The sequence below is a fragment of the Bacteroidia bacterium genome (assembly GCA_027493955.1).
Lineage (GTDB): Bacteria > Bacteroidota > Ignavibacteria > SZUA-365 > SZUA-365 > JAOSJT01.
The window spans coordinates 3,564,452-3,589,696 of sequence record JAOSJT010000001.1 but is presented as its reverse complement, the minus strand read 5'-3'; the positions used below and the strand labels follow the sequence as shown (position 1 = coordinate 3,589,696).

The window sequence follows — 25,245 nt, the reverse complement described above, 5'->3', positions numbered from 1 at the left end:
CGCAATCTGCGCCGCCTTTTTTCGTAGCTTGGACAAGTGGTCAGAACTTCTTCCCTGATTTTGAGCTCTTTCCTTGTTGCTTCGCCTTTTCCTGCATATTTGCCATGGCACGTTCGGTCCAGCTCAGTTTATTCTTCCCATTCTTTGGTGCGACTTTTACCAGCGGTTCATTTTCATGTTTTTTATTGATGTACCACTGTTGACCGATGGACAGAAGATTGAACATGAAATAATAGAGGTTCAAGCCGGAGGGGAAGGAATTAAATAGAATCCAGAACATCACAGGCATCATGTACACCATGGCTTTCTGTCGTGGATCCTTTATGCTCATCTTCTGTTGAATGAACATGGTGATGGACATAAGAAGTGCGAGTCCGCTGACGAAGCTCATGCCGAGAAGTGGTAATTCGAACGGCAATCTGAACATAATGTCCGGACCGGAGAGATCCGTTATCCAGAGCATGAAGGGCTCCTGACGGAGGTCAATGGTTGACCGGAAAATACTGAAGAGGGCAAAAAGAATAGGGAACTGCAGTAGCATAGGAAGACATCCACCCGCGGGATTAACTCCGTACTCTTTATAGAGCTTCATGATCTCCATGTTCTGCTTCTGCTGATCATCTTTGTACTTCTCGCGAAGCTCGTTCATCATCGGCTGCAGCTTTTGCATACGCTGCATGGATTTCATGCTGGTTTTCGTGAGCGGGTGCAGGAGAATCTTGATGAGGATGGAGAAAATAATGATAACCCAGCCAAAGTTGGGAATAAAGCCGTGGAGAAAAGAGAATAACGGCATGACCAGGTATTCGGAGAAGGGTCGCACGATGAAGGCCCATCCAAGACTGAGCGTCTGTTCGAGACCCTCGTATTGCGATTTGAGCTCATCGTAATCCATAGGTCCGAGATACAGCGAAAACGTGGACCGTTCTACTTCCCTTCCCCTGTACTTGACTCTGAACGCCGCCTCATAGAGTTCCCGTTGACCTTTATTCCTCTGCGGTATCATGATCCCTTCGAGATACACTCCCGTTCCGACGAAGCCATCCCGGGCCATCACCGCATGGGTAAAGTATTTGTTGTTTACCGACATCCAGAGCGCTTCTCCCTCTTTGTTGAGCTTCTCCTTTTCGGATTCGCTTGTGGCATCCAGGTAATCGCGCTTGCCGTCGACGAACGCGTGGGCTTCGGCGAAACTCGCTTCCTCCACGCTGTTCGCTTCCGTCAAAGCCGGTGAGTGGACAGTGAGCTGGTATTCATAATTCGCGATGATATCAGCCATGTTGTGCATTTCGACATCGAGGTCGATCGCATAACCGCTTCCTCGAAAAACGTATCTCTTGACTATGGCGGCGCTGTCGCCCTTCACAGGTAAGCGGGCTTCAACGACAAGGGAATCATTATCAGCGAGCTTGGCGCGAGAGTGGTTTTTTTCCGTACTTATCTGGAAATACAGATCTTTTGTATCTATGTATCGACCGTCGGAAGATGCGAACACGAGGTTGAAATCGCTGCTGCGTTTCCAGTCAATCAACTGCAGCGGACGTCCATCCCAGGTGTTGAATCCTTTCAGTGTCCATCGCGCGATAGACCCGCCATGGGTGGATATTTCTGCAATGTATTTTTCTGTTTCTACCACGATGCTTCGCTTCTCACCGTCGGAAGTTTCCGCGAACCATCGGCCAAAGCGCTGTTGGGGTATGCTCGGTGCAAGGGTATCAACCGCCGTATCTGTCGATGAAGGCAGACTTACGTTCGTATCCTTCTGAACCTGTTGTTCCTGCGCGGCAGCGGATGGCTGCTCTGCTTTGGGTTGTTGCGGCTGGGGTTCCGGCGCCATGTAGAACATCCAGACGATGAAAATCACTGCAATGAGCACGAAACCGATGACTGCTTGTCTGTCCATGATGGAAGTCTCTGAAATTATTCTTAAGGGACCGGATCGTAGCCACCCGGATTCCATGGGTGGCAGCGCGAAATTCTGCGGAGGCCAAGCCAGGTACCGCGAAACGGGCCATGCTTTGTAAGGGCCTCAATCATATAGCTGGAGCAGGTAGGATAAAAGCGACAGGATGGCGGAAACAGAGGTGAGATCACGGACTGATACAACCGTACTATGGCGACAAGAATGAGTGCCAAGAACCGTTTCATGAGGTTTCCGCCATACGTATGAGATCGAAAAGCAAATCCTTCATGTGAGCATCTGCATCACCGTAGAGCAACTTCCCGCCTACACGTGGTACGTCGAGTACAAAAACAATGTGCATTCGTAAAAGGCGGTTTTCGCAAAGTTGCGCCAGTTCAAGCTTTTTGCATCGCCAGGACTCTCTCATCAACCTTCGCGCGCGATTTCTGTATACGGCACCGCCTGCTTTTCTAACAGCAAATCCCACCATACAGACATACGGTGGGATCTGTTTCTCAATTCGGTAATAGCAGCGGATGAAACGAGACTGAAAACTTTGAGAACCCGAAAAAACGGTTCTGAAAGCGTCGTGTCCGCGGAGAATCTCCGACTTCGAGATTCCGTATTGCTGGCGCTTACCGGTAGCGCGGTTCGTCACTGACCGTGAGCTTCCAGCGGCCTTTTGCGCGGCGCCGGGCAAGGACTTTGCGACCATTCTTCGTCGCCATTCGCTGGCGAAATCCGTGCTTGTTTTTTCTTTTCCTGACGCTCGGTTGAAATGTTCTCTTCATGACTCTACAAAAAATAGTGGTATACTCAACAGAACATGTAATGTACAACGAATGGATGACAAAAAGCAATACTTTATTGCCGTGACCGGAGCAGCAAAACGAGAAATACCGGTGCTCCGAGTGCCGCGGTGACCGCACCCACCGGAAGTTCAACAGGATGCACGATGGTTCTCGCGAGAATGTCCGATAGTATGGTGAAAGTCGCGCCGGTGAAAAAAACCGACGGCAGCAGAATTCTGTGATCCGGTCCGGTGAAAAGTCTGCACGCGTGCGGAACGACAAGGCCCACAAAACCGATAGCACCGGCAAAACTCACAACGACCGCCGTACTCATCGACGCAAGAAAAAACAGCACGATACGCAAACGCCGTGCTTCAAGGCCAAGCTGCGATGCGGTGGTCTCGCCCAATGACAAGAGGTTCATTTTTCCGGCAAGCAGCGTAGCGACAAGACCAATGGACACGATCAACGGAGCAGCGATGCTGACCTGTGTCGTTGTCGTATTTCCCAGATAGCCGATGAGCCAGAACAGCGCGCTGCGGATGGAGGTATCCGTCGTCGACACAAGCACGAGAATTACAGAAGATAAAAAGGTCCCGATCATGACGCCGCTGAGCAGCAGGGTATTTGATCTTGCCCCTGATCGCAGACCCACGGCAGCGACGAGGACGATTACCACCAGTGATCCCAGAAAAGCGAAAAGTGGTTGCATGAAGAGGGAGGCCGCGGAGGCACCGGAAACAATGGCGATAAGCGCTCCGACCGACGCTCCGCCACTCACTCCGAGGATATAGGGATCGGCAAGAACATTTCTCAGCAGGACCTGGAAGATTAGGCCGGCCATCGATAGGCCGGCACCCACCGAAGCAGCCATCATGACGCGTGGAAGGCGAATGTGAAAGAGAACTTCACGTGCAGTAGCATCCACGACACTCGAGTGGTCTCCCGTTGCTATGCGAAATAGCGTGTCCAGATCGATAGTGTACGATCCAACCGTCAGCGCAAATGTGGCGACGGACAGAAAAAGCAGAAGAAGCAGGAATGTGAGGCGGAGCGTTTCCCAAGGGCGAATGATGTTCCCGCTACCGGCACCCGGAAGCATGTCTGGTAAAGCCCTCACGCCTCGTCGTCATCCACTGTGCTATCATGATCACGTTCCACACGAATGGCTTCCCACATCGCATCTTTCAAGGTGTCCAGGTTCTCACCGCTCACGGATGAGAAAGCGAGAACCGGTTTACCGAGCTCCAGTGAAAGCGAAGAAATTCTACTCTCAAGATCGTTATCAGCAACATCTTTCTTCGAAATACACGGGAACCATGGTTTCTGCTCGAGATGCTTGCTGTACATCGCAAGCTCCCCGCGAAGTATGCCGATATCCCTCGAAAAATCGTCGCTGAAGCTCTCTATCAGAATCATCAGAACGCGCGTCCGCTCCACATGCCGGAGGAATTGAATACCAAGACCCTTCCCTTCATGCGCTCCCTCTATCAAACCAGGCAAATCCGCCACGGTGAAACTGTCGTACTCCCGATATTGCACTATCCCCAGATTCGGTTCGAGCGTGGTAAAGGGATAGTCAGCAATTTTTGGACGGGCGGCCGAAAGTCTGGAAATGAGAGTGGATTTCCCTGCATTGGGAAAGCCGACGAGACCGACATCGGCGATGAGTTTCAGTTCCAGTTGTAGTTGCCGGGCTTCTCCCGGACGACCTGGTTCCGCGTTTCTGGGAGTTTGATGCGTCGCGCTTTTAAACTCGGCGTTCCCTCTTCCACCCAAACCGCCGCGTGCCACGACGAATCGTTGTCCGTTGCGTACGAGGTCCACGATCATCTCACCGGATACTGCATCGCGCACGATAGTGCCTGTCGGCAGGAGTATCACTTCATCCGCACCCGAGCGGCCCGTTTTCAGCGCTGTGCCGCCCGCTGCGCCGTCGCCCGCAGTATAGCTTCTTCTATAGCGATGGTCCAGTAAGGTGTGGAGCTGTGAACTGGCCTGGAGAACAACATCGCCGCCCCGGCCACCATTGCCGCCGTCCGGTCCGCCTTTGGGAACGTATTTTTCGCGGCGGAAACTTACGAGTCCCTTTCCTCCATTGCCCGCCGATACGCTGATTTCAACTTCGTCAACAAACACGCTGGGTTACTTCTTTGGTAAATAACGCTTGTACACATCATCGGTAAACTGAACGGCAATGCGAGAGTACATGTCCACATCATACTTGATGAACAGCTCATCAATGTACTCCGAAGCCTCCCTCGAGGACGGCTTACCATTCAGGACCGCAAGCGCATGTTTGACAGTGTCGTCATTCTTGCGAAAGAGCTTCTTCGCATATTTTTTCTGATCCGAGACGCTGATCTGCTGAAATAGATCACCAAACTGGCGAATCACATCGTCAGCGGGAATGGGAACTTCCTCTGCATCCTGCTCCGGCGATGGCGCATTGCGACGCGGGAAGTCGTCGTTCTCGATCAAAGGGATGTCGCCGAAGGATTGTTGTTTGGGTGGGGCGATGATATCGTCGACGTCATCGAGCTGCAACTGAGAGAGCAATTCTTCAGCGGGTTTGAGGTTTTCGCTGCTCTGCAGTTCTTTCTCCTCAGGAACCGTCGATACCGGGCTGCTTGTGTGAAGAGACGTTTCCTCCAGAGCCAAATCCGGGATACTTGCAGCCTCCTTCTCCCAATCGATGTCCAGCTCCGCCGGTTCCGTCGCGTCAGCGGAATCCTCGGCGATATCATCCTCGTCATCGAGGAGAATATCCATCTCAATGTCATCGTTGATGAGGTTGCCGCCGGTCAAGGATACTTCTTCATCATCAAGCAGCCCCAATTCCGCAACGACATCAAGATCATCACGCAGAGGTGCAGCTGCCGCATCGGGCTCAACGTCAATATCGTCGGAGTCCACGGAAAACTCGGTCTCCGGCTCGACGTTGAGTCGTTCCTCGAGATCGAGAATACTTTCTTCGGTGACCGAGTATGCGGGGTAGTCGTCTTCCTCTTCGATTTCGGTAATGCCCGATTGGGTTTCCGGCACATCCTCCGTGGTATCGGTGAGGATTTCCCGTAGCTCATCGTCCATTTCCGTTTCATCCGCCGGTTTGAACGCATCATACGAAGGAAAGTCATTCTCGGCATCATCATCATCGTCGGCTTCGTGCAGAGAATCGAAGTCACGCTCGATAACTCCCTGCTCCTCGTCGCTGATCACAAAATCGAGGTGCCTCTCTCCGTCAGCGATGTCTACGGGCTCCTGTTCAATGACGGGGAAACTCGGGACCTCGAAATCCCGCCCCGCGTGCGCCACGCGCTCCGGAGGATGCACGCCAAGAGCGCGTACATGCTGGCTGACAATAGAGGATATGTCGAGGCTCATCGTAAAATCCACGTCTCCAATGAGAAGAACAAGGTCGTGCATGTTGATGTATTCACGACGCGTTTTCTCCTGGTCAATGTGTTCAACGATGGAAGTCAATCCCTTGTCGTCGAAGAAAATCGAAAGGGCTTCCATCGGCACCAGAGGCGTTTCACTGTCATTACCGACATTGAAAAGCTCAAAGATCGGTTCGGTCAGGGACGCGAGCTTTTTGCTGTCGAAGCTTCGCGTAATCTCGTTGTCTATGTTTTTTATCAGTTCCTCGAATTTCCTCGCATCGATGACCGATATGGATTTCTTCGAAAAATATTCCGTCAGGATAAGACGGTAGTACTCATAGTGCCAGAAATACTTCATCCCGCGCTCTATTTCGACGGTCGGTACATGTTCGCGGTCGGTAAAAAAGTACCTGACGAGCGACCATTGGGGCCGACAGACGTAGTTGAAGAGCAGACTCACATTACGATCGAGCGCGTGCCGGAATTCCAGAGCCGAGAAACGCGCGTACTGCGGAAGTACTTCGACAATGGAATCGAATTTGCGTATGACGTCGTCATCGGAGTACACGAAGTGGGCGGAATCGAGCAGTCGCAGCTTTTCTTCCGACACCCATAGGTCGATGTCCCGCTCGAAAAACAGCTTCAGACTCTGCGGAATCTCAGCGGCATTGATCTGGCGGGCGATGATGCTGTCCTGCTCACCGATGGTGATGCGTGAAAACAGCGCGGTAATCTCTTCAATTTTCCGTTCGAACATGAGCTGTGTGACTCCTGAATCTATGACGGCCTGATAGCAAAGGTACGAAAAATGCGCCGCAGGTAAAACTGTGACTGGAATTACAGACCCCAATCTCTTGGATATCGGTAATCGGCGTTGATGGTCCGGAAGCCGATCTTGCCTATGAGCGGCGGCACCCGCTTGAACTGATTTTGCCGGATCAGCCGCGTGATGCGCTCGATCAACGTGCTGTCGAACCCCAGGGCGGTAAGCTCTTCGCTACTCCGACGCTCGTCCACCAGATAGTAGAGCACGGTATCCGCCTGCTCATAGGTAAAACCGAGCTCACTCTCATCGGTCTGTCCGGACCAGAGATCCGCACTCGGGGCCTTTTCGACGATCTCCCGGGGAACGTCCATACAGCGGGCGAGCTGCCATACCTGCGTTTTGTACAGATCACCGAGGGGATTGAGCGCGCAGGCGGAATCGCCGTACAGTGTGGTATACCCCAACAGAGCTTCCGTCTTGTTACCCGTTCCGATGACCAGCGCCCGTTCCCGCGCGGAGCGGTCGTAGAGCACGATCATACGCTGCCTCGCCATGATGTTTCCCCGTCGCATGCGATCCATGTCCGCATCGGTGGCGATGACGGCATCGACCATGGCGGAAATATCCACCAGCTCCGAACGGACTCCGAGGGCATGAACGAGCAGACTCGCGTGCTCCACGCTGTCCGCGCTGCTGCTGCGATACGGCATGAGAACGCAAAGCACATTCTCCGGCCCGAAAGCCCGCGCGGCAAGCGAGGCGCTCAAGGCCGAATCCACCCCGCCCGAGAGTCCGATAACCGCGCGGGAGAAGCCGGCTTTTCCGGCTTCTTCCTTCAGGAAAGCGGTAAGAAGCCCGGCGGCTGAAGATTCATCAAGTTTCAGTTGAGGTAACATCGGGCATTCCATGAAATAGAGATAACTTACGAAACAACCCCGCCTGAATCAATGATCACGATTCTGCACCGCAGGGGCAGTATGAAAAAAAAACCGACCCGATTGTGCAAAGCCATGCGATGTGAGACTGGACTACGCTTTTACCGGATTCTATCGCAAAATTCTGGTCAACTACCTTACGGTTACAGTGCAGTACTTCTGTTTACACAGGAGAGAAGGGGGCGCGGCTCTCGACGATCTCCAGTAGTAGTTGGGACAAAGCTTATTCAACATTTTCTCCGGTATGATGACCCTGGAAACGGCGGACTGTTTATCAACCACAGAGTGAAACATCGATGGAACGATGTGTCACGCGAGAGAGAATGACTTCCTCAAGCGACATTTGAATTACCTGTAGCCGGAGAGAAAAAAAAAAGCTGCCCTGCTACGGACAGCTTTCTGTACTCGAGGCCGGGGTCGAACCGGCACGGGTTTAAAGCCCACTGGATTTTGAGTCCAGCGCGTCTGCCAATTCCGCCACTCGAGCGGCAATACACAATTTCGTCAATGCCGCATCGCGATGCAAGCCATTGCTGCATGACTCGACGGAACCCGCCGGAACGGGACGTCTTGCCTGCCATTTCACTTCGTCAGGACAACAGCTTTTTTGTACAACTGTGTCGGAGTGCGCAATACAACAAAATAGGTACCGGACGGCAGACCGTGCGCATCGAAGCGTGCTGTGTGAACACCGGGGGTGCGTATGCCTTGCGCAAGCACAGCCACCGTTCTTCCGAGATAATCCGTGATACGCAGCTCGGTATGCCCCGCTTCGATTGTCGCATAGCGGATTTCCGTTACCGGATTAAATGGATTCGGGTGCGTGGAGCGTATACCGGCCCTGTTCGAAGCGTCGAATAAACGTGTGCCTCCTTCACGACAAATATCCTCGAGCACGAAGGTCCCCGGACGCTCGATGATCGAGAGCCTTCCACCGACCGGAGTACTTTGCTCCAGGGTCATCGGGGCGGATTCCGACAAACCCAGTGTGGCAACAAAACGAAATGTCGCGGCAATGCCATCCGCATCCGCCATCAGGGGTATCGTCACCGGAATGCGCCGCACCCCGGCGGTAACCGTACCCGCCGGCTGGAACAAGGGCACCAGCAGCGATGCGTCTACCACGAGGGTGGAGGAAACCGAAGTGGCTCCGAAAACGCCCGGCGATCGGAGGTTTCGCAGAAACACATGGACAGCGACTTCCTCCCCGGCTGCCGCGGCGGCGTCTCCGACAACAATTTCCACCGATGCATCTCCCCTCCCCCCCTCGATGGAAAAGCGCAGTGAATCGCAAAGAGGATCGGATGCCGCGGCGACGGACCAGGTCCAGGATCCGTCGATGCCGGGATCATTGAAGCGCACGACAAGCTCGATCGAATCGCCCGGCGCTATGGCGACCGGCAGCGGCGTCAACAGTTCGAGAGGGACGGGAAGATTCAGTTGTTGTATTGACAGAGCAACAACTCCGGTATTTACGATGACAGTGCGTTGCTCGATCGGAAATTCGCTCGTATGGCGCACGCCGAAGGACATGTCGTTCCCCCGCGCGCCGACGGAATCCCGTCTGCCGGTCAGCGGCTGTGTCAGCACGATATCGCAGGGCTGCGCTTCGACGCGCAGATTCCCGCTGTGCACTCCGGTGGAGAACGGCTGAAACCGCACGACAACATTTACAGACGACGACGGCGTCAGTATAAGCGGCGCGACGGGCGACACGATCTCCCAATTGCCATTGTCCACGCCGATGGAACGCACCGTGATCGCCACATCTCCTTCGTTGCGCAAGGTGGTGCGTACCTCCGCCTGCTCTCCGAAGCAATACAGGAGCGGTGTATCCACTACCGCGTCCAGTACGGGATCCGCCTCGCCGGCGCTTCCGGTCAGGACGACGATGGCAGGCGCAAAACACCCGGCGCTGTCCGCTGTGAAGCTCACGGTGGATGATTGCGTTCCGGAGCCGGTGTGCGCGATGCGAAGGGTAATATCCACCGCTCCGCCGACGGGAATGATAAGAGGAAAGACGTTGGCCTGCGGATTGATCAGCGACACGGAAGCACCGACAATATCCGGAACTCCGATGGTCATCGGTACCGTTCCGGTATTGCGAAGCGCAATGGTCGTGTCCGCGAAAGAGCGCTCGCACAGAACGACATCCGGCATGCGGATATCCGTCTGGTCGAACGCTATCTCCGCGTTTTCCAGCAGAATCTCAAGCGGAACACTCAACGGATTGCGTGTGGCAGTCTCATCGTTGCTGAAGATTTTCATTGTGTCGCGAATGGAACCCGAGGTCCCGGGCACCCTTGTGAAGCGAATGACGCATCGAACGGAATCACCTTCCTGAAGCTGAAGCGGAAGTCCTGTGGGTTCGACAACGGAAAAACCGCTGCCGCCGGACGAAAACTCGATTCGGTACAGTTCAAGTGCGGCATCGCCGTCGTTTCTGATGAACAACGTATCGAACGCCTCATCATCACAGCGCAGCGTCGGCAGCGGATCCGGGACAGCGGCCGCGATGCGTGGCGCCGCTCTGGACAGCAGAATATTCGCCGCGGCCTGCGACATGATATGCGACGGTACAGCCGAGAAACGATGTGACGACGGTGCGGCCGTCGCCTGGAGAGCCACAACAAAATACATTCCATCGCCATCCGGAACAGTCAGTTCGTGCGTCCATTGCGTGCCGGAATATCCCGACACAACCGCGCTTCGCGTCCAGGGACTGCGCGCGGATTTGATGTACAGACTTATGTCCTCGCCGTTTCCGGTGCCGGTCAGTTGAAAGCGCTTCGGCACAAACATAGAGGTGTCGGTAGACGGTCCGAAGTACATGCTCTCTTCCGTCGGCAGCGCACCGCTGTACCAACCGACAGGTCCATCCATACGCACTCTTCCAGCGCCACCGCGCGGCCCAGGTCCATTGCCTCCGAGCGCCGTGAGCTTCCAGACTCCGGACGTGAGCTTGCCTTCAACCGAGACCGCTCCCCCGGACCCGGCTCCGCCGTGCGCACTTGAACCGGAGGAGCCATCTCCGCCATTCGAAGTGAGTAAGTATGCATTCACGCTGCGACCATAGAGTCGCACCGCACCGCCGCCGCCACCGCCGTCCCCGGAACAGGAGAAGGCGAGTTGCGGATTGCCGCTCGCGCCACCGCTCCCGCCGGCAAGCGGAACGATCATTTCGTTTCCGTGGGCATTGCCGCCATTATTGTTGCGTGAGGATTGACCGGGCGTCGCATATCCGCCCGCGCCGCCGTTCTGTGTCTGTTGCTGTCCGCTTCCCCCGCCATAGCCGCCGGGAGGATTGCAGGCGCTGCCGTCCGAACATCCGGTACCCGAATTACCGAAGGGATGTCCGGTGCCACCTCCCGACGCTTCGTATGCGGGAGAATCGCCACCCGGTACACCGGTGAGACTGCCTCCCGTCCTGCCCTGAAACGCCCCCGATCCCGTTCCGGGATTTCGAAACTCGTCGGATCCGAAGGGATTTCCGGCGCGATTTCTTCCACCGGGACCACCACCGGTAAATCCATCCCCGCCATCGCTCCCGATACCACTCCAGTCGCAGAAATTGCCGCCACCGCCGCCGCCGCCCGGGCCACCAAATTTGCCGCCTGCATTGACGTGAATGATAGTCGAAGGTCCGGTGCGTACCGGTCCTTTCGAAAGAAGCACCATGGGGAGATATCCCTGATTGCCTGGTGTAGCAGCATCCGGATCGAGAGTGGATATCGAGTACTGAGCGCCCGAGAGATCTACACTGTCCACGATCATCGCTCCCCTTTTGGAGCGTACCCCCCACACTCCTCCGCTGCCGATTTCGCCGCTTGCAGTCGAGAACAGTTGCGGTTGCGGACGGACGATATAAAAAATCTCGCTATTCCCGTAGGAACCGTTCGCGTACACCTGCAGCGGTATCTCGAAATCCGGCCCGACACTGTACCAATAGCTGCTGGTCGGCTGTTGATCCGGATGCACGAAGATCTGAGTCGTGATCAATCTGCCATCCCAGGAAACTACCACCGGACCAATAGTGACACGGTTGGTATCATCGGGATCGACACAGACCACGCGCACCGCGTCACCGGCGTTGTTGGCGTAAAAGCCATCCACACCGAAGGTCCTAAGGGAGAGATGAGGAGCCACGATTTCCACCATGGTGTTCATTCCCGGAGCCCCGATGTCGGGAGCCACGTAGGCGATGGTCTGCGCGTGTGCTGCAGAAACGCTGCATATCAACCCGACAAGTATCGACGTAAGTTTATAGAACGCATGCGTTTTCATGTCTGCGGTCCGATTCGGTGTGAGAGGAGAAATCGTCTGGTGTATAGTAGGAAACACCCCTGTCAATCGCAATCCCGTTAGCGATATACAGACAGGCGGGACAGATGAAGTGAAACCAGAAGGGTCCTGCTGATGAATCGTCGCTCCCGTAAAAAAAACGCACCTCCCCTGGGAAAGTGCGTCTTGCTGATAGAAGCGGATATGTTCAGCTTTCTGTCGTTTCGCGAAGAAGAATGTGCATCAGTTGCTGCGCGGCTTTCGCGATAACGGTACCGGGTCCGAACACGGCCGAAGCGCCGGCGGCGTAGAGAAACTCGTAATCCTGTACGGGAATCACTCCGCCAACAACGACGAGTATATCTTCCCGCCCGATGGCACGAAGCGCTTCGAGCAACGCGGGTACCAGAGTTTTGTGCCCGGCGGCGAGACTCGAGACGCCGACGATGTGCACGTCGTTTTCCGCTGCCTGACGCGCCGCTTCCTCCGGCGTCTGGAACAGCGGACCGATATCCACATCGAAGCCGAGATCGGCGAAGGCGGTGGAAATCACTTTCGCTCCGCGGTCATGTCCATCCTGCCCCAGTTTGGCGATCATAATGCGTGGTCTGCGACCCTCTTGTGCGGCGAAGCGGTCCGTAAGCTCGCGCGCATTGACAAAATCTGCGTCGTCTCCGGCTTCGCTGGAATACACCCCGGTGATTGAGCGAATGACAGCTTTGTGTCTACCGAACACTTCTTCCATGGCGTCTGAAATCTCTCCTACGGTTGCACGCAATCTAGCAGCATTGACGCAGGCATCCAACAGGTTGCCATCGCCGGCCGCGGTTTCTCGTACGTGCTCCAGAGCATTGCGTACATCAGTGGTGTTACGATTGGCCCGCAGAATTTCAAGTCTTTTCTTTTGCGCTTCCAAAACGGCGCTGTTGTCCACCTCGAGGATGTCAATAGGATCTTCCCTCTCCAGCCGATGCTTATTCACGCCGACGATGGTGTCCTTACCTGAATCAATTCGTGCCTGCTTTCTTGCTGCCGCTTCCTCAATGCGCATTTTCGGCAGGCCGGCTTCAATCGCCTTGGTCATTCCTCCGTAGGTTTCCACTTCCTGAATCAGCTCCCAGCCACGGTGTGCAAGCTCATGCGTCAGACGCTCGACGTAATAGGAACCCGCCCAGGGATCGACGCTGCGACAGATCTGCGTCTCTTCCTGAAGGAACAACTGCGTGTTGCGGGCGATGCGGGCTGAAAAATCCGTAGGCAGGGCTATGGCTTCATCGAGTGCGTTGGTATGCAGCGATTGCGTGTGTCCCAGCGCGGCGGCCAGGGCCTCGACGCAGGTGCGGGCGACATTGTTGAAGGGATCCTGCTCGGTCAGACTCCATCCGGAGGTCTGGCTGTGTGTGCGCAGCGACATGGATTTCGGGTTTTGGGGATTGAATTGTCGAATGAGTTTCGCCCACAGCATGCGCGCTGCGCGCATTTTGGCGATTTCCATGAAGAAATTCATCCCCACCGCCCAGAAGAAGGACAGCCGGGGAGCGAAGGCATCGATATCCAGGCCGGCATTCAAGCCCGCGCGCACATACTCCAGACCATCGGCAAGAGTATATGCCATTTCGATATCCGCTGTGGCACCCGCTTCCTGCATATGGTAACCGGAAATGGAAATCGAGTTGAACTTCGGCATGTGACGGGCAGTGAATGCAATGATGTCCGATACGATGCGCATCGAAGGAGTCGGCGGATAGATGTAGGTGTTGCGGACCATGAATTCTTTCAGAATGTCGTTCTGAATGGTGCCGCTGAGTTTTTCCATCGAAACGCCCTGTTCCTCCGCTGCGACGATGTACAGCGCCAGAATGGGAAGCACGGCACCGTTCATGGTCATGGAGACGGACATTTTATCGAGCGGTATCTGGTCGAACAGAATCTGCATGTCAAGGATGGAGTCGATGGCTACTCCTGCTTTACCGACGTCGCCGACAACTCTCGGATTATCCGAATCGTAGCCGCGATGTGTCGCGAGGTCGAAGGCGATGGAAAGCCCTTTCTGGCCGGCGGCAAGGTTTCTGCGATAAAAGGCGTTGGATTCCTCCGCGGTGGAGAATCCGGCATACTGCCGCACCGTCCACGGACGTTGCACATACATGGTGGAGTAAGGACCACGCAAAAACGGAGGAATGCCGGAAAGAAAGTCCAGATGCTCGAGCTTTGTCAGATCCGCAGCGGAATACATGGGACGGACTCCAATTTGTTCCGGCGTCATCCACACGCGTTGGTCCGGCAGCTCGCCCTCCGCATCGCGAACCGCTCGCTCATGCCAGCCACCCAACCCGCGTGAAGTGAACTCGTTGAAGTCGTAGGCTATACGTGAAAAATCCGGTTTCATTTCTTTTGCCTCGCCATCATTTCTGGTCGATTCCAAAATTCTCGAGCATGGAAGCGAGTACCGCCGCCACGTCGGCTTTGACATGGATAAACTGGTCCACGCCGGCAGCGCGCAGCGCGTCAATATTGTCTTTCGGATAGCCGGCCACAACGATCTGCATCCCTGCCTGCGTACTCTTGAGCGTCCGCACCATGGTGGGCACGACCGATCCATAGCTCTCATCGTCGCTGCAGATGACCACAATATCCGCTCCGGCCTGTCGGGCGGCGTCGCAGGCCTCTTCAGGAGAAGCGAAGCCGGGATTGTCTATCACCGTCAGCCCTGCGGTTCCGAAAAATCCCGACGCGAACGTCGCACGAGCGCGTCGCCAGAATACCGGTCCCAGCGTGGCAAGGAAGATCACGGGTTTCGCCGGACTGCTTTCGACAGCATCTCTCAGCTTCTCGAACATATATGCAGCCCGTACTTGCGGCAGCGGCGTGACGTTCGGTGAGTTCCCGGTCACAGGTATCGTTTCAAAGATTTCGGACAGAGCTGCACCGGAGCGCAACGTATCCATGAGGGATTCAAATCGCGTCGCATCCGGAGCGCCTTCAAGGTCCATTTTGCGGGAGATCTTTCCGAGTACGGTTTCCCTGACCGTACCCGCCATTTCTTGAACAGTAGTATTCTGCTCCAACGCCGCTTCTGTCGGATTCGGGTACTGATTCGTACCGATCAGTATGGACTTTCTGCCTGCCATATCCTGCTGCTTTCTTCCTGCCGCTTCCAGCACCTGCGTCTGTACGCTTCCGCTCTTCGCGGCCTGAAGAAGACCGCCCTCCTTCTCGACGGACTGGAACAGCGTCCAGGCATGTTCGGCAAGAGACGCCGTCAATTCTTCGATGTAATACGAACCACCGGCAGGATCAACGGTTTGGCCCAGGTGTGCCTCCTCCTGAAGAATGATCTGCACGTTTCTGGCTATACGTTTGGAAAACGCCCCGGGTGCTGTCACAGCCTCATCATATGGTGCCGTATAAATGGAGTCCGCCCCGCCCAACGCCGCAGCCATGGACTCGACCGTTCCCCGAAGCATGTTGACCCAGGGATCGTACTTCGTCTGCTGTCTCCACGATGTTCGTACATGCATGCGCATGGGGGCGCAGTGTGCCGCGTTTTCATCGAAATGAAACAGAATTTTGGACCAAAGCGCGCGAGCGGCCCTCAGTTTCGCGATTTCCATGAAGAAATTTGTGCCTGCGGCGAACGTGAAGCCCATGCGCTTCGCTGCTGATTCCGTATCGATACCGTGGGACGATAACGCATCAAGATATTCAACCCCTGCGGCGAGCGTGAAAGCTATTTCCTGCACCGCCGTCGCTCCGGCATTATGAAAACATTCTCCACTCGCGGAAACAATGGATGTTGTCGGTGTTGATGCTTCGATTGACCGTATGGTGTTGGCTGCCAACGCCATACAGTCCTCGAACGACATGGGAAGACTTCCGTCAATTAGGAGCCGGGAGATCGGATCGAAATCTACATGATGCGGAGTGATGCCCACTTCCAGAGCCATTCCGAGAAGGAGCAGCGACGAGAGTCCACCCCGCAGCTCAATCTCGGCTTTTGCCGGTACATCTCTGAGAAGCACCGCCATATCATCAAGGGACTGAACGCAAACGCCATCCACAGCCAGATAGTGCTGTACACTGGATTTTCTTTCCGCGAGAACCGCCGCCCGATCGAAACGTATGGAGCATCCGTGCTGACCGCGTTTCAGAGAATCAAGCAACTCCCGGTTTGCCTCCGCGGGATCGGGTGTTGACAGTGACTGACAGATGGACCACGGCTTTTCGTCCGACGGCAACGAAGCAGCACCTCGGACAAACGGCGCCTCACCCGGATAAAACGCCGCGTGGGAGAGTTCAATCATGCTGTCAGGGAAATACAGTGGTTGCGCGGAGAAACCTTCTTCCGTTTTCCAAACCAGCTTTCGGTCAAAGTCCCCTCCTTCAAGATCCTCGGCCACTATGCGGAACCAATCCTCCTTCAGAGGTATCGGAAACTCCGAAAACAGTGGATTTTTCTCTTTCTCTTTGTTCTGCTCTGTCATAATCAGCACTCTTCGTCGTAATGTAGAGTGGAAAACCAAAATGCAGCATTAAAAAGCCGCATAGTTGTGATAAATTTAGCGAATTATTGTGTCTTTTCAAAAAAAGGGCAATGCATCGCTTGCCCGCAGACACGAATTCTGCCGGGATAAAGGCAAACCTGCGTACGTAGGAGTCAACCGAGGATTTGGGAGACAATGTCATGACGCGTGTCACGGAAGGTGCACGCGATGGACGCGCAGGTCCGGCTTTCCGAGAAACAGACTGCCGAGGTGCTTGAATTTCTGAGGGACGTCGGAGACAAAGAATTCGTGATTCGGCTGTTGATTCGACGGGTTGAGCAGCTGTTGCGTACGAAGCAGCGACTCCACCTCCGCCGCAGCGGCTTCGCCGGAATCTATGAGTGTAACGTCGTTCCCAACCGCTTTCTGGATGACGGATTTGAGAATGGGATAATGCGTACAGCCAAGTATGAGGGTATCAACATGATGTTGCCTCAGATCAGACAAATACTCGTTCGCAACCATTTGAGAAACGGGATGATCAGTCCACCCCTCTTCGGCAAGAGGCACAAAGAGCGGGCACGCACGTGACAGCACCTCGAGCCGTCGGTCCAGAGTTTTCAGTTCTCTTTGATAGGACTCGCTCGCGATGGTTGCCAGGGTTCCAATCACACCGACGCGGCCCGACGTCGTTGCGGCAGCAGCGGCAGTAGCCCCGGGTTGAATCATTCCTATGATCGGCACGGAGAAATGCGAACGCAGATCATCGATCGCCACTGCGGACACGGTGTTACACGCGACGACAATGAGCTTTACGCCATGTTTGAGAAGAAAACGTGTGTCCTCAAAAGCGTACTCGCGCACCACCTCGGCCGACTTGCTGCCATAGGGTACGCGCGCAGTATCACCGAAGTACGTGATATTCTCGAACGGCAATCGTTCCATCAAAGCCCGCACTACCGTCAGACCTCCGATGCCGGAATCGAAAACACCGATTCGCTTTTGCTGCTCAGGAATGTTCAGAGGAAGCACGGATCACTCCATATGCGATACGTCTTTGATGTGTCGCAACAACGATTGGCGCAACTGTTCTCTCCGAAGAGGATCAGTGAATGGATGTCCCGATGCTTCCAGTACGTAGAATGAATCGACGACTCCATCTACTCGAGTAGCAATTTTGGCAAATACGATGTTCAATCCAAACGAAGAAATTTCCCTGCAAAGTATGTACAGCAAACCAAACGCATCAGGCGCGTATACCTCGATGATCGTTCTGTCGCCAAATTTCCCATCGCCTGTGTCCAGGTAAGCGATATCGGTTTTGACGCTATCCCTCACCGTCCGGCGAATCCTCCGAATCCATTTTCTCCTGAATTGTTGGAAGAGTTCTTCCCCTGTTACTTCGGCGGTGCATACATGACGAAGTGTCTCCCTCGCTCTCATTATTCCGGCTTGATCGAGACAGCCGTTGCGGACAATATCGGTAACACGGAATATGTCCACCGCGATATCGTTTCTCGTATCAATCGTCGCGTCAATAACATTGACATCCGCACCGAGCAGCGCTGCGGAAAGCTGCGTGAGAAGAAGCGGACGATCCAGACAGATGACGTGGATTTCCGTGTAGGCCTGATGCTGGAAGACGAAAATGCGCACTGGTTCCCCTTCACGCACATCTTCCATAGCGCGCCGAAGAAGCGATTCCGATGCCGTCGGTTCTGTCTGCTCACCTACTCTCACCCCTTCTACCTCTCCATCTTCTTCGCTTCCTCCGCGGAGTCTCGCAGAGGCGGCATGATACAGTTCAAGCAGCATCACTTTTTTCCAGTCCGTGAGTACGCCGGGATTCAATGCGGCCATATCCGCATAGGTCAGAAGCAGAAGAAAATCCAGTCTCTCCTGAGTCTGTACCAAATCCAGAAAGGACATCAATGCCGCCTCATCACGGATATCCCGGCGGAACGCCATTTGCTCCATTGCAAGATGCCATCTGACGAGAAAAGCGACATCCCCGGCCGCGTCCTCCCTTCCGAATCGTCGCAGTATTTCGGGCACCATTGTTGCGCCTACGATTTCGTGTCGCACAAGGTCTACTGGTTTGGCTATGTCGTGCAGGAGGACGGCATAGAACAAGACGGAGATATCACGAAGTGATCGATACACATCCCCAAAGACGGATGTATCGTTTCCCAGCGCTTCAGCTTTCTCTATCATTGTAATGATGTGCTCGTCCAGCGTGAAATAGTGGTAGATATTGTGCTGGAAAAAAAACTCAACGGTCGCAAATTCAGGAAAGACCATCTTCAGCACGCCCCATTCGTGCATGCTCCGCAAGGTTGATCCTACGCGCAGGTCTCCCCGTAAAATTTCATCGAATATCTGTCCGCATGCGGTGCCTGAATAATCGTACCGCCTTTCTCCGGTAAGCGCGCGTATGACGTCACTCCCGGGACGCCCGCCATTCTGTGCCGACATCAGGAACATGTTCAGGATTTCCTTTCCATGAGAGAATCCATGAACAGGGAGATGAATGACAGTGTGATCTTCTGTCTCGGGAAAATGGACAGGTGTAGCTTCGTGATCATAAAACGAAAGTTCCAGTGCCAGATGCACATTGCGCGCATGCTGATAATAGCGGCGCATGAATTGCTCCACCATAGCGACGTCTTTTCCACTTGTGTCTCTCGTTGTGGCGTTCGCTACATGCGGCTGAAGCTCGAACTTCAAGGTGTCATTCAAATGACCGGTCACCTCGTGGAGATTGCGTCGTACAAGAAGAAAAAAGGAACGTGCTTCCAAAACCGCTTTTCTCCGCTCAGGGAGAAGTGAAGCGTTCGAAATAAGTGCGGCCCAGTCCGATATTCCCGTAACCGCAGTATCAGCATTCCGGAGAAGGTGTATGACCTCCAGATAGGTGATAGCCAAAACGTCCCGCAACGCCCCTGCACTGCTTTTTACATTCGGCTCGAGCAAGGACGTAGAAGCCCCATACAACGCGTGACGATCGAGTGTCAGAACTTTCAGTTTTTCAAAAATGACGGGATAGGAGTGTTGGCATTGTTTCGCAAGGGCATCCCACAAACGAACATACAATTCCCGAGAACCAGCCACGAAGCGCGAATCCGTTAACGCAAGCCACGACCGCATGTCCTGTATGAGCAAATCAGCGAGCTGATCAACAGAACGAAAGACAATGCTCGACCGGCCAATCACACTCTGCAGGTCACGGGCTACATGTGCATATTCCTCCGGATCCTCGCGCCCCTCCTCCATGAGCAGCAGAATGTCGGTATCGGAGCAAGCGGTCGCTTCACTTCGTGCAACACTGCCTGTCAGACAAAGACAAAGTGATTTTACGTCTGTCTGTTCGTTCCAGAAACGCTTCAGATTCTGAACAGCAGTCATTTTTCCGGCCCTACCCACACGTCAAGTATATTCACAAGGGAGTGATAGAATAAATATAACGATTATTATTACGGATGTGGATAAGTGGAAAAGCCGTACATCGGGCTGTAAGTCCTTTTGTTTCAATGTGTTTCACGCACCCAACCTCAAGGAATCATTCATGTTGAAAACACGTGATGGTGGTGTGGATGGTCTGCTTCCACGAGGAAGAGCTTCCGACGAAACGGAAGCGGGGACGGTAATCCACATTCGGATTGCTGTCCCCGCGCAGTATCCACAGGGTTTATCCACGGGATGTGAACATCAATGCGTTACATAGGAGAGCTGTTTTTCAATTTGCTCGACATGCCCCGCGAGGGATGCGTCGTTTTCCATCGCCTGCTCGATAGTCCGACACGCATGGATGATGGTGGTATGATCGCGACCGCCGAAATGGAGTCCAATGGTTTTCAGTGAGGCGCGAGTCATTTTTTTGCAGAGAAACATGGCAACCTGCCGGGGGAGCACAATCTCCTGTTTGCGGGTTTTCATTCGCAGGGAGTTTTCCGAAACTTTGAAAAAATCTGCTACGATTTTTTGAATGTTTTCGATGGAAAGCTCCTTTTTATCCACAGCGATGACATTTTTCAGCACTTTTTCGGCAAGAGAAATGTCCAGGGGACGTTGTTCCAGCGTGTGCCGGGCTATGAGTCCGATATAGCAGCCCTCAAGTTCGCGGATGTTCGATTTGACGTTAGAGGCAATGTATTCAATGACATCCTGGGGAATATCTATATAATCGCTTTCGGATTTTTTTCGAAGGATGGCGATGCGTGTTTCCAGATCCGGCGGCTGGATGTCCACTGTCAGTCCACATTGAAAACGGGAAATCAGACGTTCATCGAGTCCCACAAGGTCTTTTGGCGGCCTGTCCGATGAAAGAATTATCTGTTTTTTCAGTTGATGCAGCGTATTGAAGGTATGGAAAAAGGTATCCTGTGTGCGTTCTTTTCCGGAGAAGAATTGGATGTCGTCCACGATCAAAACATCCATGCTTCGGTAAAACGACGAGAAATCAATGGTGCTGTTTCGTTCTATCGCATCCACGAAGTCAATGGTGAATTTCTCACTGCTCACGTAGTACACACGTTTATTGGGGAACTGCTCAAGCACGTGATTACCAATGGCCTGGATAAGATGTGTTTTTCCCAGGCCGACACCTCCGTAAAGAACGAGGGGATTGAAAGCGGTCTCCCCCGGGTTATTGGAAACGTTCATTGCGGCTGCACGGGCAAACTGATTTCCGTCGCCACGGATGAAATTCGAGAAAAGGTATTTCGGATTCAGGTTAGACACGAACGGCTCCGCAGGGCGTCCGGCATGAACAGGTTGCGCTAAATTCTGGACGTTTTCTTTGCTTTGAGATATGGTTGTCTGCGGAATCTGATGAGACCTCCCGGGCGTCGCCGGAATATCCTGCTTCAGTACACTGACGGCATATTGGAGAGCAGCATTCTCACCGAGGACGGCGCGGAGTGCTTCCTGCAGAAGACCGAAGAAATGCTCTTCAATCCATTCGTAAAAGTAGGTACTGGGTACTTCGAGGGTGAGAAGGGATCCTTCCAGACTTTTCGGTACGATGGGTTCAAACCAGGTGTTAAATGTCAATATTTTGACGCGCGGCCGAATGATCTCAAGACATTCCTTCCATGCAGTTTCGGCGCTTTTTATGATTTCAACTTCCATGTGTTGCGAGTTTATTCACAGAATGGTTTCGTTGGTATACAAATCGTCGAAGAAGCGAGTACTGGAAACAAGCATAACCTACAACAGAGCAAAAAGCATTGCATCTTGCTAACTTGTTGTAATTAAACACGTTATGGTGTTGTCGCGTCTGTAGCCTCCAGACGATTGCATGGAATATTCTTCCGTGTGCGCTTGGAGAGCTCTCTGTATAGACAAAAATCGAACTTGTTCACAGGTTATCCACAGGCTTCAACGCGAGTGGATGGACAGGAAAGTATAGATTGAACGGGGGTGAATTTCAAGAAACTTTTTTTTTCTTTTCCTCTTGATTTTTTCAAAGTGCCTGTGACTCAACGACTTAGAGGCGTGCGATTTTTTTTCTGTCGTAACAGATTTCTCATATTCCTCAGGAATGCATCACGAGGGCGTGTTGCGCACGACGGAATGACTTGATTTTAAATGCCCGTATATGTAGTATTATCAACGACTTTCAGAAATCTGGGTAATCGGATCATGATAAAAACACTCTTCTTATTGCTGCTTTCGTTACTCTGGCTACAAGGCGCGCAGGCACAATTCAGAGGTCAGGAACCGAAAAATCCTTCAGTAGCAGAAGGGGTGACGCGTCCCGCCGCGACGGAGCTTTCCATTTTCAGTCTTGATCGCCTGGAAATGCATCACAGTGTAACAATGTCGTATGGAATGATCGGCGACCACGGTCTGGGGAGCAGCATGTACATCAACAGTCTACGGTACAGCATATCGGAACCCCTGAGCGTCCGTGCGGATATCGGGATGATGCTGACGACGTTCGGCAGCGCTTCGTCTTTTATGCGAAACGACATTTCAAGAATTTTCCTCAAGCGTGCGAGCGTGGACTACGTACCATCGAAAGATTTTCGATTGACGCTTCAATACCGGAACGAACCCTACCTCTCTCGTTATGGCGGGTGGAATAACGGTCTGGGGTTCGGGTACGACCTTTTTGACGGGGATGAGCTGTTTTTCCGTTGACCAGAGAAATCAGCGGGAGGCCGGCGCCTGAAGACTGCGTCTTTTTGCGTATATTTCAGCTATGGCACCGGTAAAGAACGCAAGAACACTCAATCCAAAACATCTCGCTCTGAACATCGTCATTGCATTGCTTGCAATAGTGGTGTTTTTTTCTCTCTATTCGTTTATCACGAACAGCTTTGTGAACACTCCCGTTGAATGGACGACGGAAAAGCAGGAGGCGGATAAGGCAAGCGCGGAAATCATTCAACTCGATGTCCTGAACGGTTGCGGCGTAGCGGGAGTGGCACAGAAATTCACCGATTTTTTGCGGAAACGTAATTACGACGTTGTGCAGTCTTCGAACTACAAGACCTTCGATGTTCAGGAGTCCATTGTCATCGATCGTCTGGGGGATTTGGAGGCGGCGCGGCGTGTCGCGTACGCTCTTGGTGTGGATGAAAAAAACGTGGTTCAACTCATCAATACAGATTATTATCTCAACGTCTCCGTCGTGATCGGACACGATTACAAAAAGCTCAAGCCCTTTCAATAAGACAGGATTATCGTTGGATTCCACGCAGCTCGCACGCCTCGCCGCCGAACAGGCACTGACAAAAAAAGCGCTCGATGTCACCATTTTGGATTTACAGGGGATTTCCGACGTTACGGACTATTTCGTGATTTGCACCGGTGAATCCGACACCCAGGTTAAGGCGATTTCTGATGCTGTTCTCGACGGCCTCAGGGATGCGGAAGTCAAGGTGTGGAGGAAGGAGGGTCTGGCGCATCTTCAATGGGTGTTGTTGGATTTCGTTGATGTCGTCGTTCATATTTTTCAACCTCGTGTCCGTGCGTACTACGATATCGAGCGTCTTTGGGGAGATGCCGTTTCAGAAATCGTTCGCGACGAGGATATTCACCCTCTTCCCTGAAAATCGAACACATGAAAGACTACCTTCGCAGCGCTGTTCAGGAGGCGCTTCAACGTATTGGAATAGAGACGCCGCCCGAGACAATACAGTTCGAGCGCCCGAAAATCGCTGAACACGGCGACCTATCGAGCAATATCGCGATGATACTGGCCCGCGAGGCGAAGAAAAATCCTCGTCAGCTCGCCCAGGAGATTGCGTCGCAACTTCAGACAGATTCACTGCGAATTGCAGCGGTGGAAATAGCAGGACCAGGTTTCATCAATTTTCGCTTCTCGAATGCATATCTCTACAAGGAACTCGCCGACATAGTTCATCTCGGTTCGCGCTATGGTGCAAGCGAGGAAAACGCAGGAAAACGAGCGAATGTGGAATGGGTGAGTGCAAATCCAACGGGTCCGCTCCACGCCGGTCACGGACGACAGGTTTGTATCGGCGCTACGGTGTGTTCTCTCCTGGAATGGACGGGCTGGGAAGTAACGAGGGAGTACTACTTTAATAACGCCGGAAACCAGATGCAGAACCTCGCGATCACAGTTCGCGAACGTTATCGGGCAATGCATGGGGCGGAGATATCGGAAGAAAACATCCACTACGCCGGAGGGTATATCGAGGACATAGCCGCTGAGATTTCCAACCGTCATGGGGCGGCGATGATGGATGCCGATTTGAGTTTCTTTCAAAAACAGGGTGAGGAATGGTGTTTCACAAGCATCAAGAACACGCTGGATACTCTGAATGTCCACCACGATGTCTATTTCAATGAAGATGGCCTCTACAAAGACGGAAAAATTGCACGTCTCCTCTCCGAGCTGAGTGACGCCGGCTTGTCTTATGAAAAAGACGGAGCCATCTGGCTGAAGACGACGGAATTCGGAGCAGATAAGGACCGAGTGATCGTCAAGAGCAGCGGTGAACCAACCTACCGGCTTCCGGACATCGCGTATCACCGTGAAAAAATTCTTCGCGGTTATGACAGGATCATAGACATTTTCGGCGCGGACCACATCGCGACTATTCCCGATGTATTGTCCGCTTTACGTGCGCTTGGCATGTCCACGGATCATGTTGACGTGATCATTCATCAGATGGTCAGCTTTGTGAGCGATGGCGAAGTGGTGAAGATGAGCAAACGTGCGGGAAATGCGTATTCGCTGGACGATCTTGTCGCGGATGTCGGGGTCGATGCCGTGCGCTATTTTTTCGTCATGCGCGCTGCGCAGTCGCAACTGGAATTTGACATTGCCCTTGCACAGGAGCAGAGTGAAAACAACCCGGTGTACTACGTTCAGTATGCACATGCCCGCATTGCAAGTATCGTCCGATTTGCGGAGAGCGAGGGTGCACCGGCCACGACGGATATTCGCTTGCCCCTTCTGCAGCACGACTCAGAGATTGCGCTGATAAAGGTGCTGCTTGAATTTCCGGAAATCATCGCTCTTTCGGCGCGGACACTCGAAACACAGCATCTTTGCACGTATCTCCACAATCTGTCGGCGTCGTTTCACAAATTCTACCACGATTGCCGCGTCGTTACGGAAGATGCCGATTTGAGCGCTGCTCGCATGTTTTTGTGTCGGGCGACCAAGCAGGTACTCGCAAACGGGTGTTCCATTATTGGAATACACGCGCCGGAAAAAATGTAGT

17 protein-coding genes and 1 tRNA gene are annotated in these 25,245 nt (G+C 53.4%); 4 read left to right on the top strand and 14 right to left on the bottom strand.

The window, feature by feature from the left end:
* Positions 1 to 40: 40 nt before the first annotated feature.
* The 14 genes from yidC to dnaA form a co-directional block, all read right to left on the bottom strand.
* Positions 41 to 1,903, bottom strand: coding sequence for a membrane protein insertase YidC (gene yidC, locus M5R41_13715; protein MCZ7557451.1), 1,863 nt, complete (start codon positions 1,901 to 1,903; stop codon positions 41 to 43).
* 23 nt (positions 1,904 to 1,926) lie between these two features.
* Positions 1,927 to 2,148, bottom strand: a complete 222-nt coding sequence (gene yidD / locus M5R41_13710; GenBank protein ID MCZ7557450.1) for a membrane protein insertion efficiency factor YidD — start codon at positions 2,146 to 2,148, stop codon at positions 1,927 to 1,929.
* Positions 2,149 to 2,538: 390 nt separating this feature from the next.
* On the bottom strand, positions 2,539 to 2,694 hold the full coding sequence (rpmH, locus tag M5R41_13705; protein MCZ7557449.1) for a 50S ribosomal protein L34: 156 nt from the start codon (positions 2,692 to 2,694) through the stop codon (positions 2,539 to 2,541).
* Between the two features lie 73 nt (positions 2,695 to 2,767).
* The gene (locus tag M5R41_13700) at positions 2,768 to 3,814 is read right to left on the bottom strand and encodes an iron ABC transporter permease (protein ID MCZ7557448.1); all 1,047 of its coding nucleotides are present in this window, start codon (positions 3,812 to 3,814) and stop codon (positions 2,768 to 2,770) included.
* Positions 3,811 to 4,833 carry a GTPase ObgE gene (gene obgE, locus M5R41_13695; GenBank protein ID MCZ7557447.1) on the bottom strand — a complete coding sequence of 341 codons (1,023 nt, stop codon included), beginning with the start codon at positions 4,831 to 4,833 and terminating at the stop codon, positions 3,811 to 3,813. Before obgE ends, M5R41_13700 begins: the two co-directional genes overlap by 4 nt.
* 6 nt (positions 4,834 to 4,839) lie before the next feature.
* Positions 4,840 to 6,834 carry a hypothetical protein gene (locus M5R41_13690; GenBank protein ID MCZ7557446.1) on the bottom strand — a complete coding sequence of 665 codons (1,995 nt, stop codon included), beginning with the start codon at positions 6,832 to 6,834 and terminating at the stop codon, positions 4,840 to 4,842.
* 80 nt (positions 6,835 to 6,914) lie between these two features.
* Positions 6,915 to 7,739, bottom strand: coding sequence for an NAD+ synthase (locus M5R41_13685; protein MCZ7557445.1), 825 nt, complete (start codon positions 7,737 to 7,739; stop codon positions 6,915 to 6,917).
* Positions 7,740 to 8,180: 441 nt separating this feature from the next.
* A tRNA-Leu gene (locus tag M5R41_13680) sits at positions 8,181 to 8,265 on the bottom strand.
* 95 nt (positions 8,266 to 8,360) lie between these two features.
* Positions 8,361 to 12,062, bottom strand: a complete 3,702-nt coding sequence (locus M5R41_13675) for a T9SS type A sorting domain-containing protein (protein ID MCZ7557444.1) — start codon at positions 12,060 to 12,062, stop codon at positions 8,361 to 8,363.
* Positions 12,063 to 12,267: 205 nt separating this feature from the next.
* A complete protein-coding gene (gene scpA, locus M5R41_13670) occupies positions 12,268 to 14,448 on the bottom strand; it encodes a methylmalonyl-CoA mutase (protein MCZ7557443.1) in 2,181 nt (726 codons plus the stop codon).
* Positions 14,449 to 14,464: 16 nt separating this feature from the next.
* On the bottom strand, positions 14,465 to 16,543 hold the full coding sequence (locus tag M5R41_13665; GenBank protein ID MCZ7557442.1) for an acyl-CoA mutase large subunit family protein: 2,079 nt from the start codon (positions 16,541 to 16,543) through the stop codon (positions 14,465 to 14,467).
* Between the two features lie 210 nt (positions 16,544 to 16,753).
* Positions 16,754 to 17,575 (bottom strand): glutamate racemase, encoded by an 822-nt coding sequence (gene murI / locus M5R41_13660; GenBank protein ID MCZ7557441.1) that lies wholly within the window; start codon positions 17,573 to 17,575, stop codon positions 16,754 to 16,756.
* A 3-nt stretch (positions 17,576 to 17,578) separates the two neighbouring features.
* Positions 17,579 to 19,948: an HD domain-containing protein gene (locus M5R41_13655; protein ID MCZ7557440.1), complete on the bottom strand. Its 2,370-nt coding sequence runs from the start codon at positions 19,946 to 19,948 to the stop codon at positions 17,579 to 17,581.
* Between the two features lie 303 nt (positions 19,949 to 20,251).
* A complete protein-coding gene (gene dnaA, locus M5R41_13650; protein MCZ7557439.1) occupies positions 20,252 to 21,673 on the bottom strand; it encodes a chromosomal replication initiator protein DnaA in 1,422 nt (473 codons plus the stop codon).
* Positions 21,674 to 22,186: 513 nt separating this feature from the next.
* Here dnaA and M5R41_13645 point away from each other — a divergent pair.
* From M5R41_13645 to argS, 4 genes are all read left to right on the top strand, one after another.
* A complete protein-coding gene (locus M5R41_13645) occupies positions 22,187 to 22,687 on the top strand; it encodes a hypothetical protein (GenBank protein ID MCZ7557438.1) in 501 nt (166 codons plus the stop codon).
* Positions 22,688 to 22,748: 61 nt separating this feature from the next.
* Positions 22,749 to 23,222: a LytR C-terminal domain-containing protein gene (locus M5R41_13640; protein MCZ7557437.1), complete on the top strand. Its 474-nt coding sequence runs from the start codon at positions 22,749 to 22,751 to the stop codon at positions 23,220 to 23,222.
* Positions 23,223 to 23,235: 13 nt separating this feature from the next.
* Positions 23,236 to 23,601 (top strand): ribosome silencing factor, encoded by a 366-nt coding sequence (rsfS, locus tag M5R41_13635; protein MCZ7557436.1) that lies wholly within the window; start codon positions 23,236 to 23,238, stop codon positions 23,599 to 23,601.
* Between the two features lie 11 nt (positions 23,602 to 23,612).
* Positions 23,613 to 25,244, top strand: coding sequence for an arginine--tRNA ligase (gene argS, locus M5R41_13630; GenBank protein MCZ7557435.1), 1,632 nt, complete (start codon positions 23,613 to 23,615; stop codon positions 25,242 to 25,244).
* Position 25,245: the final 1 nt, after the last annotated feature.

Bases quoted from the DNA above. Each gene is read 5' to 3' on its own strand.
- scpA (MCZ7557443.1), bottom strand. From the start codon at position 14,448: ATGAAACCGGATTTTTCACGTATAGCCTACGACTTCAACGAGTTCACT.
- M5R41_13685 (MCZ7557445.1), bottom strand. From the start codon at position 7,739: ATGTTACCTCAACTGAAACTTGATGAATCTTCAGCCGCCGGGCTTCTT.
- M5R41_13665 (MCZ7557442.1), bottom strand. From the start codon at position 16,543: ATGACAGAGCAGAACAAAGAGAAAGAGAAAAATCCACTGTTTTCGGAG.
- argS (MCZ7557435.1), top strand. From the start codon at position 23,613: ATGAAAGACTACCTTCGCAGCGCTGTTCAGGAGGCGCTTCAACGTATT.
- M5R41_13640 (MCZ7557437.1), top strand. From the start codon at position 22,749: ATGGCACCGGTAAAGAACGCAAGAACACTCAATCCAAAACATCTCGCT.
- yidD (MCZ7557450.1), bottom strand. From the start codon at position 2,148: ATGAAACGGTTCTTGGCACTCATTCTTGTCGCCATAGTACGGTTGTAT.
- dnaA (MCZ7557439.1), bottom strand. From the start codon at position 21,673: ATGGAAGTTGAAATCATAAAAAGCGCCGAAACTGCATGGAAGGAATGT.
- M5R41_13675 (MCZ7557444.1), bottom strand. From the start codon at position 12,062: ATGAAAACGCATGCGTTCTATAAACTTACGTCGATACTTGTCGGGTTG.
- M5R41_13645 (MCZ7557438.1), top strand. From the start codon at position 22,187: ATGATAAAAACACTCTTCTTATTGCTGCTTTCGTTACTCTGGCTACAA.
- M5R41_13690 (MCZ7557446.1), bottom strand. From the start codon at position 6,834: ATGTTCGAACGGAAAATTGAAGAGATTACCGCGCTGTTTTCACGCATC.
- yidC (MCZ7557451.1), bottom strand. From the start codon at position 1,903: ATGGACAGACAAGCAGTCATCGGTTTCGTGCTCATTGCAGTGATTTTC.
- rpmH (MCZ7557449.1), bottom strand. From the start codon at position 2,694: ATGAAGAGAACATTTCAACCGAGCGTCAGGAAAAGAAAAAACAAGCAC.
- M5R41_13655 (MCZ7557440.1), bottom strand. From the start codon at position 19,948: ATGACTGCTGTTCAGAATCTGAAGCGTTTCTGGAACGAACAGACAGAC.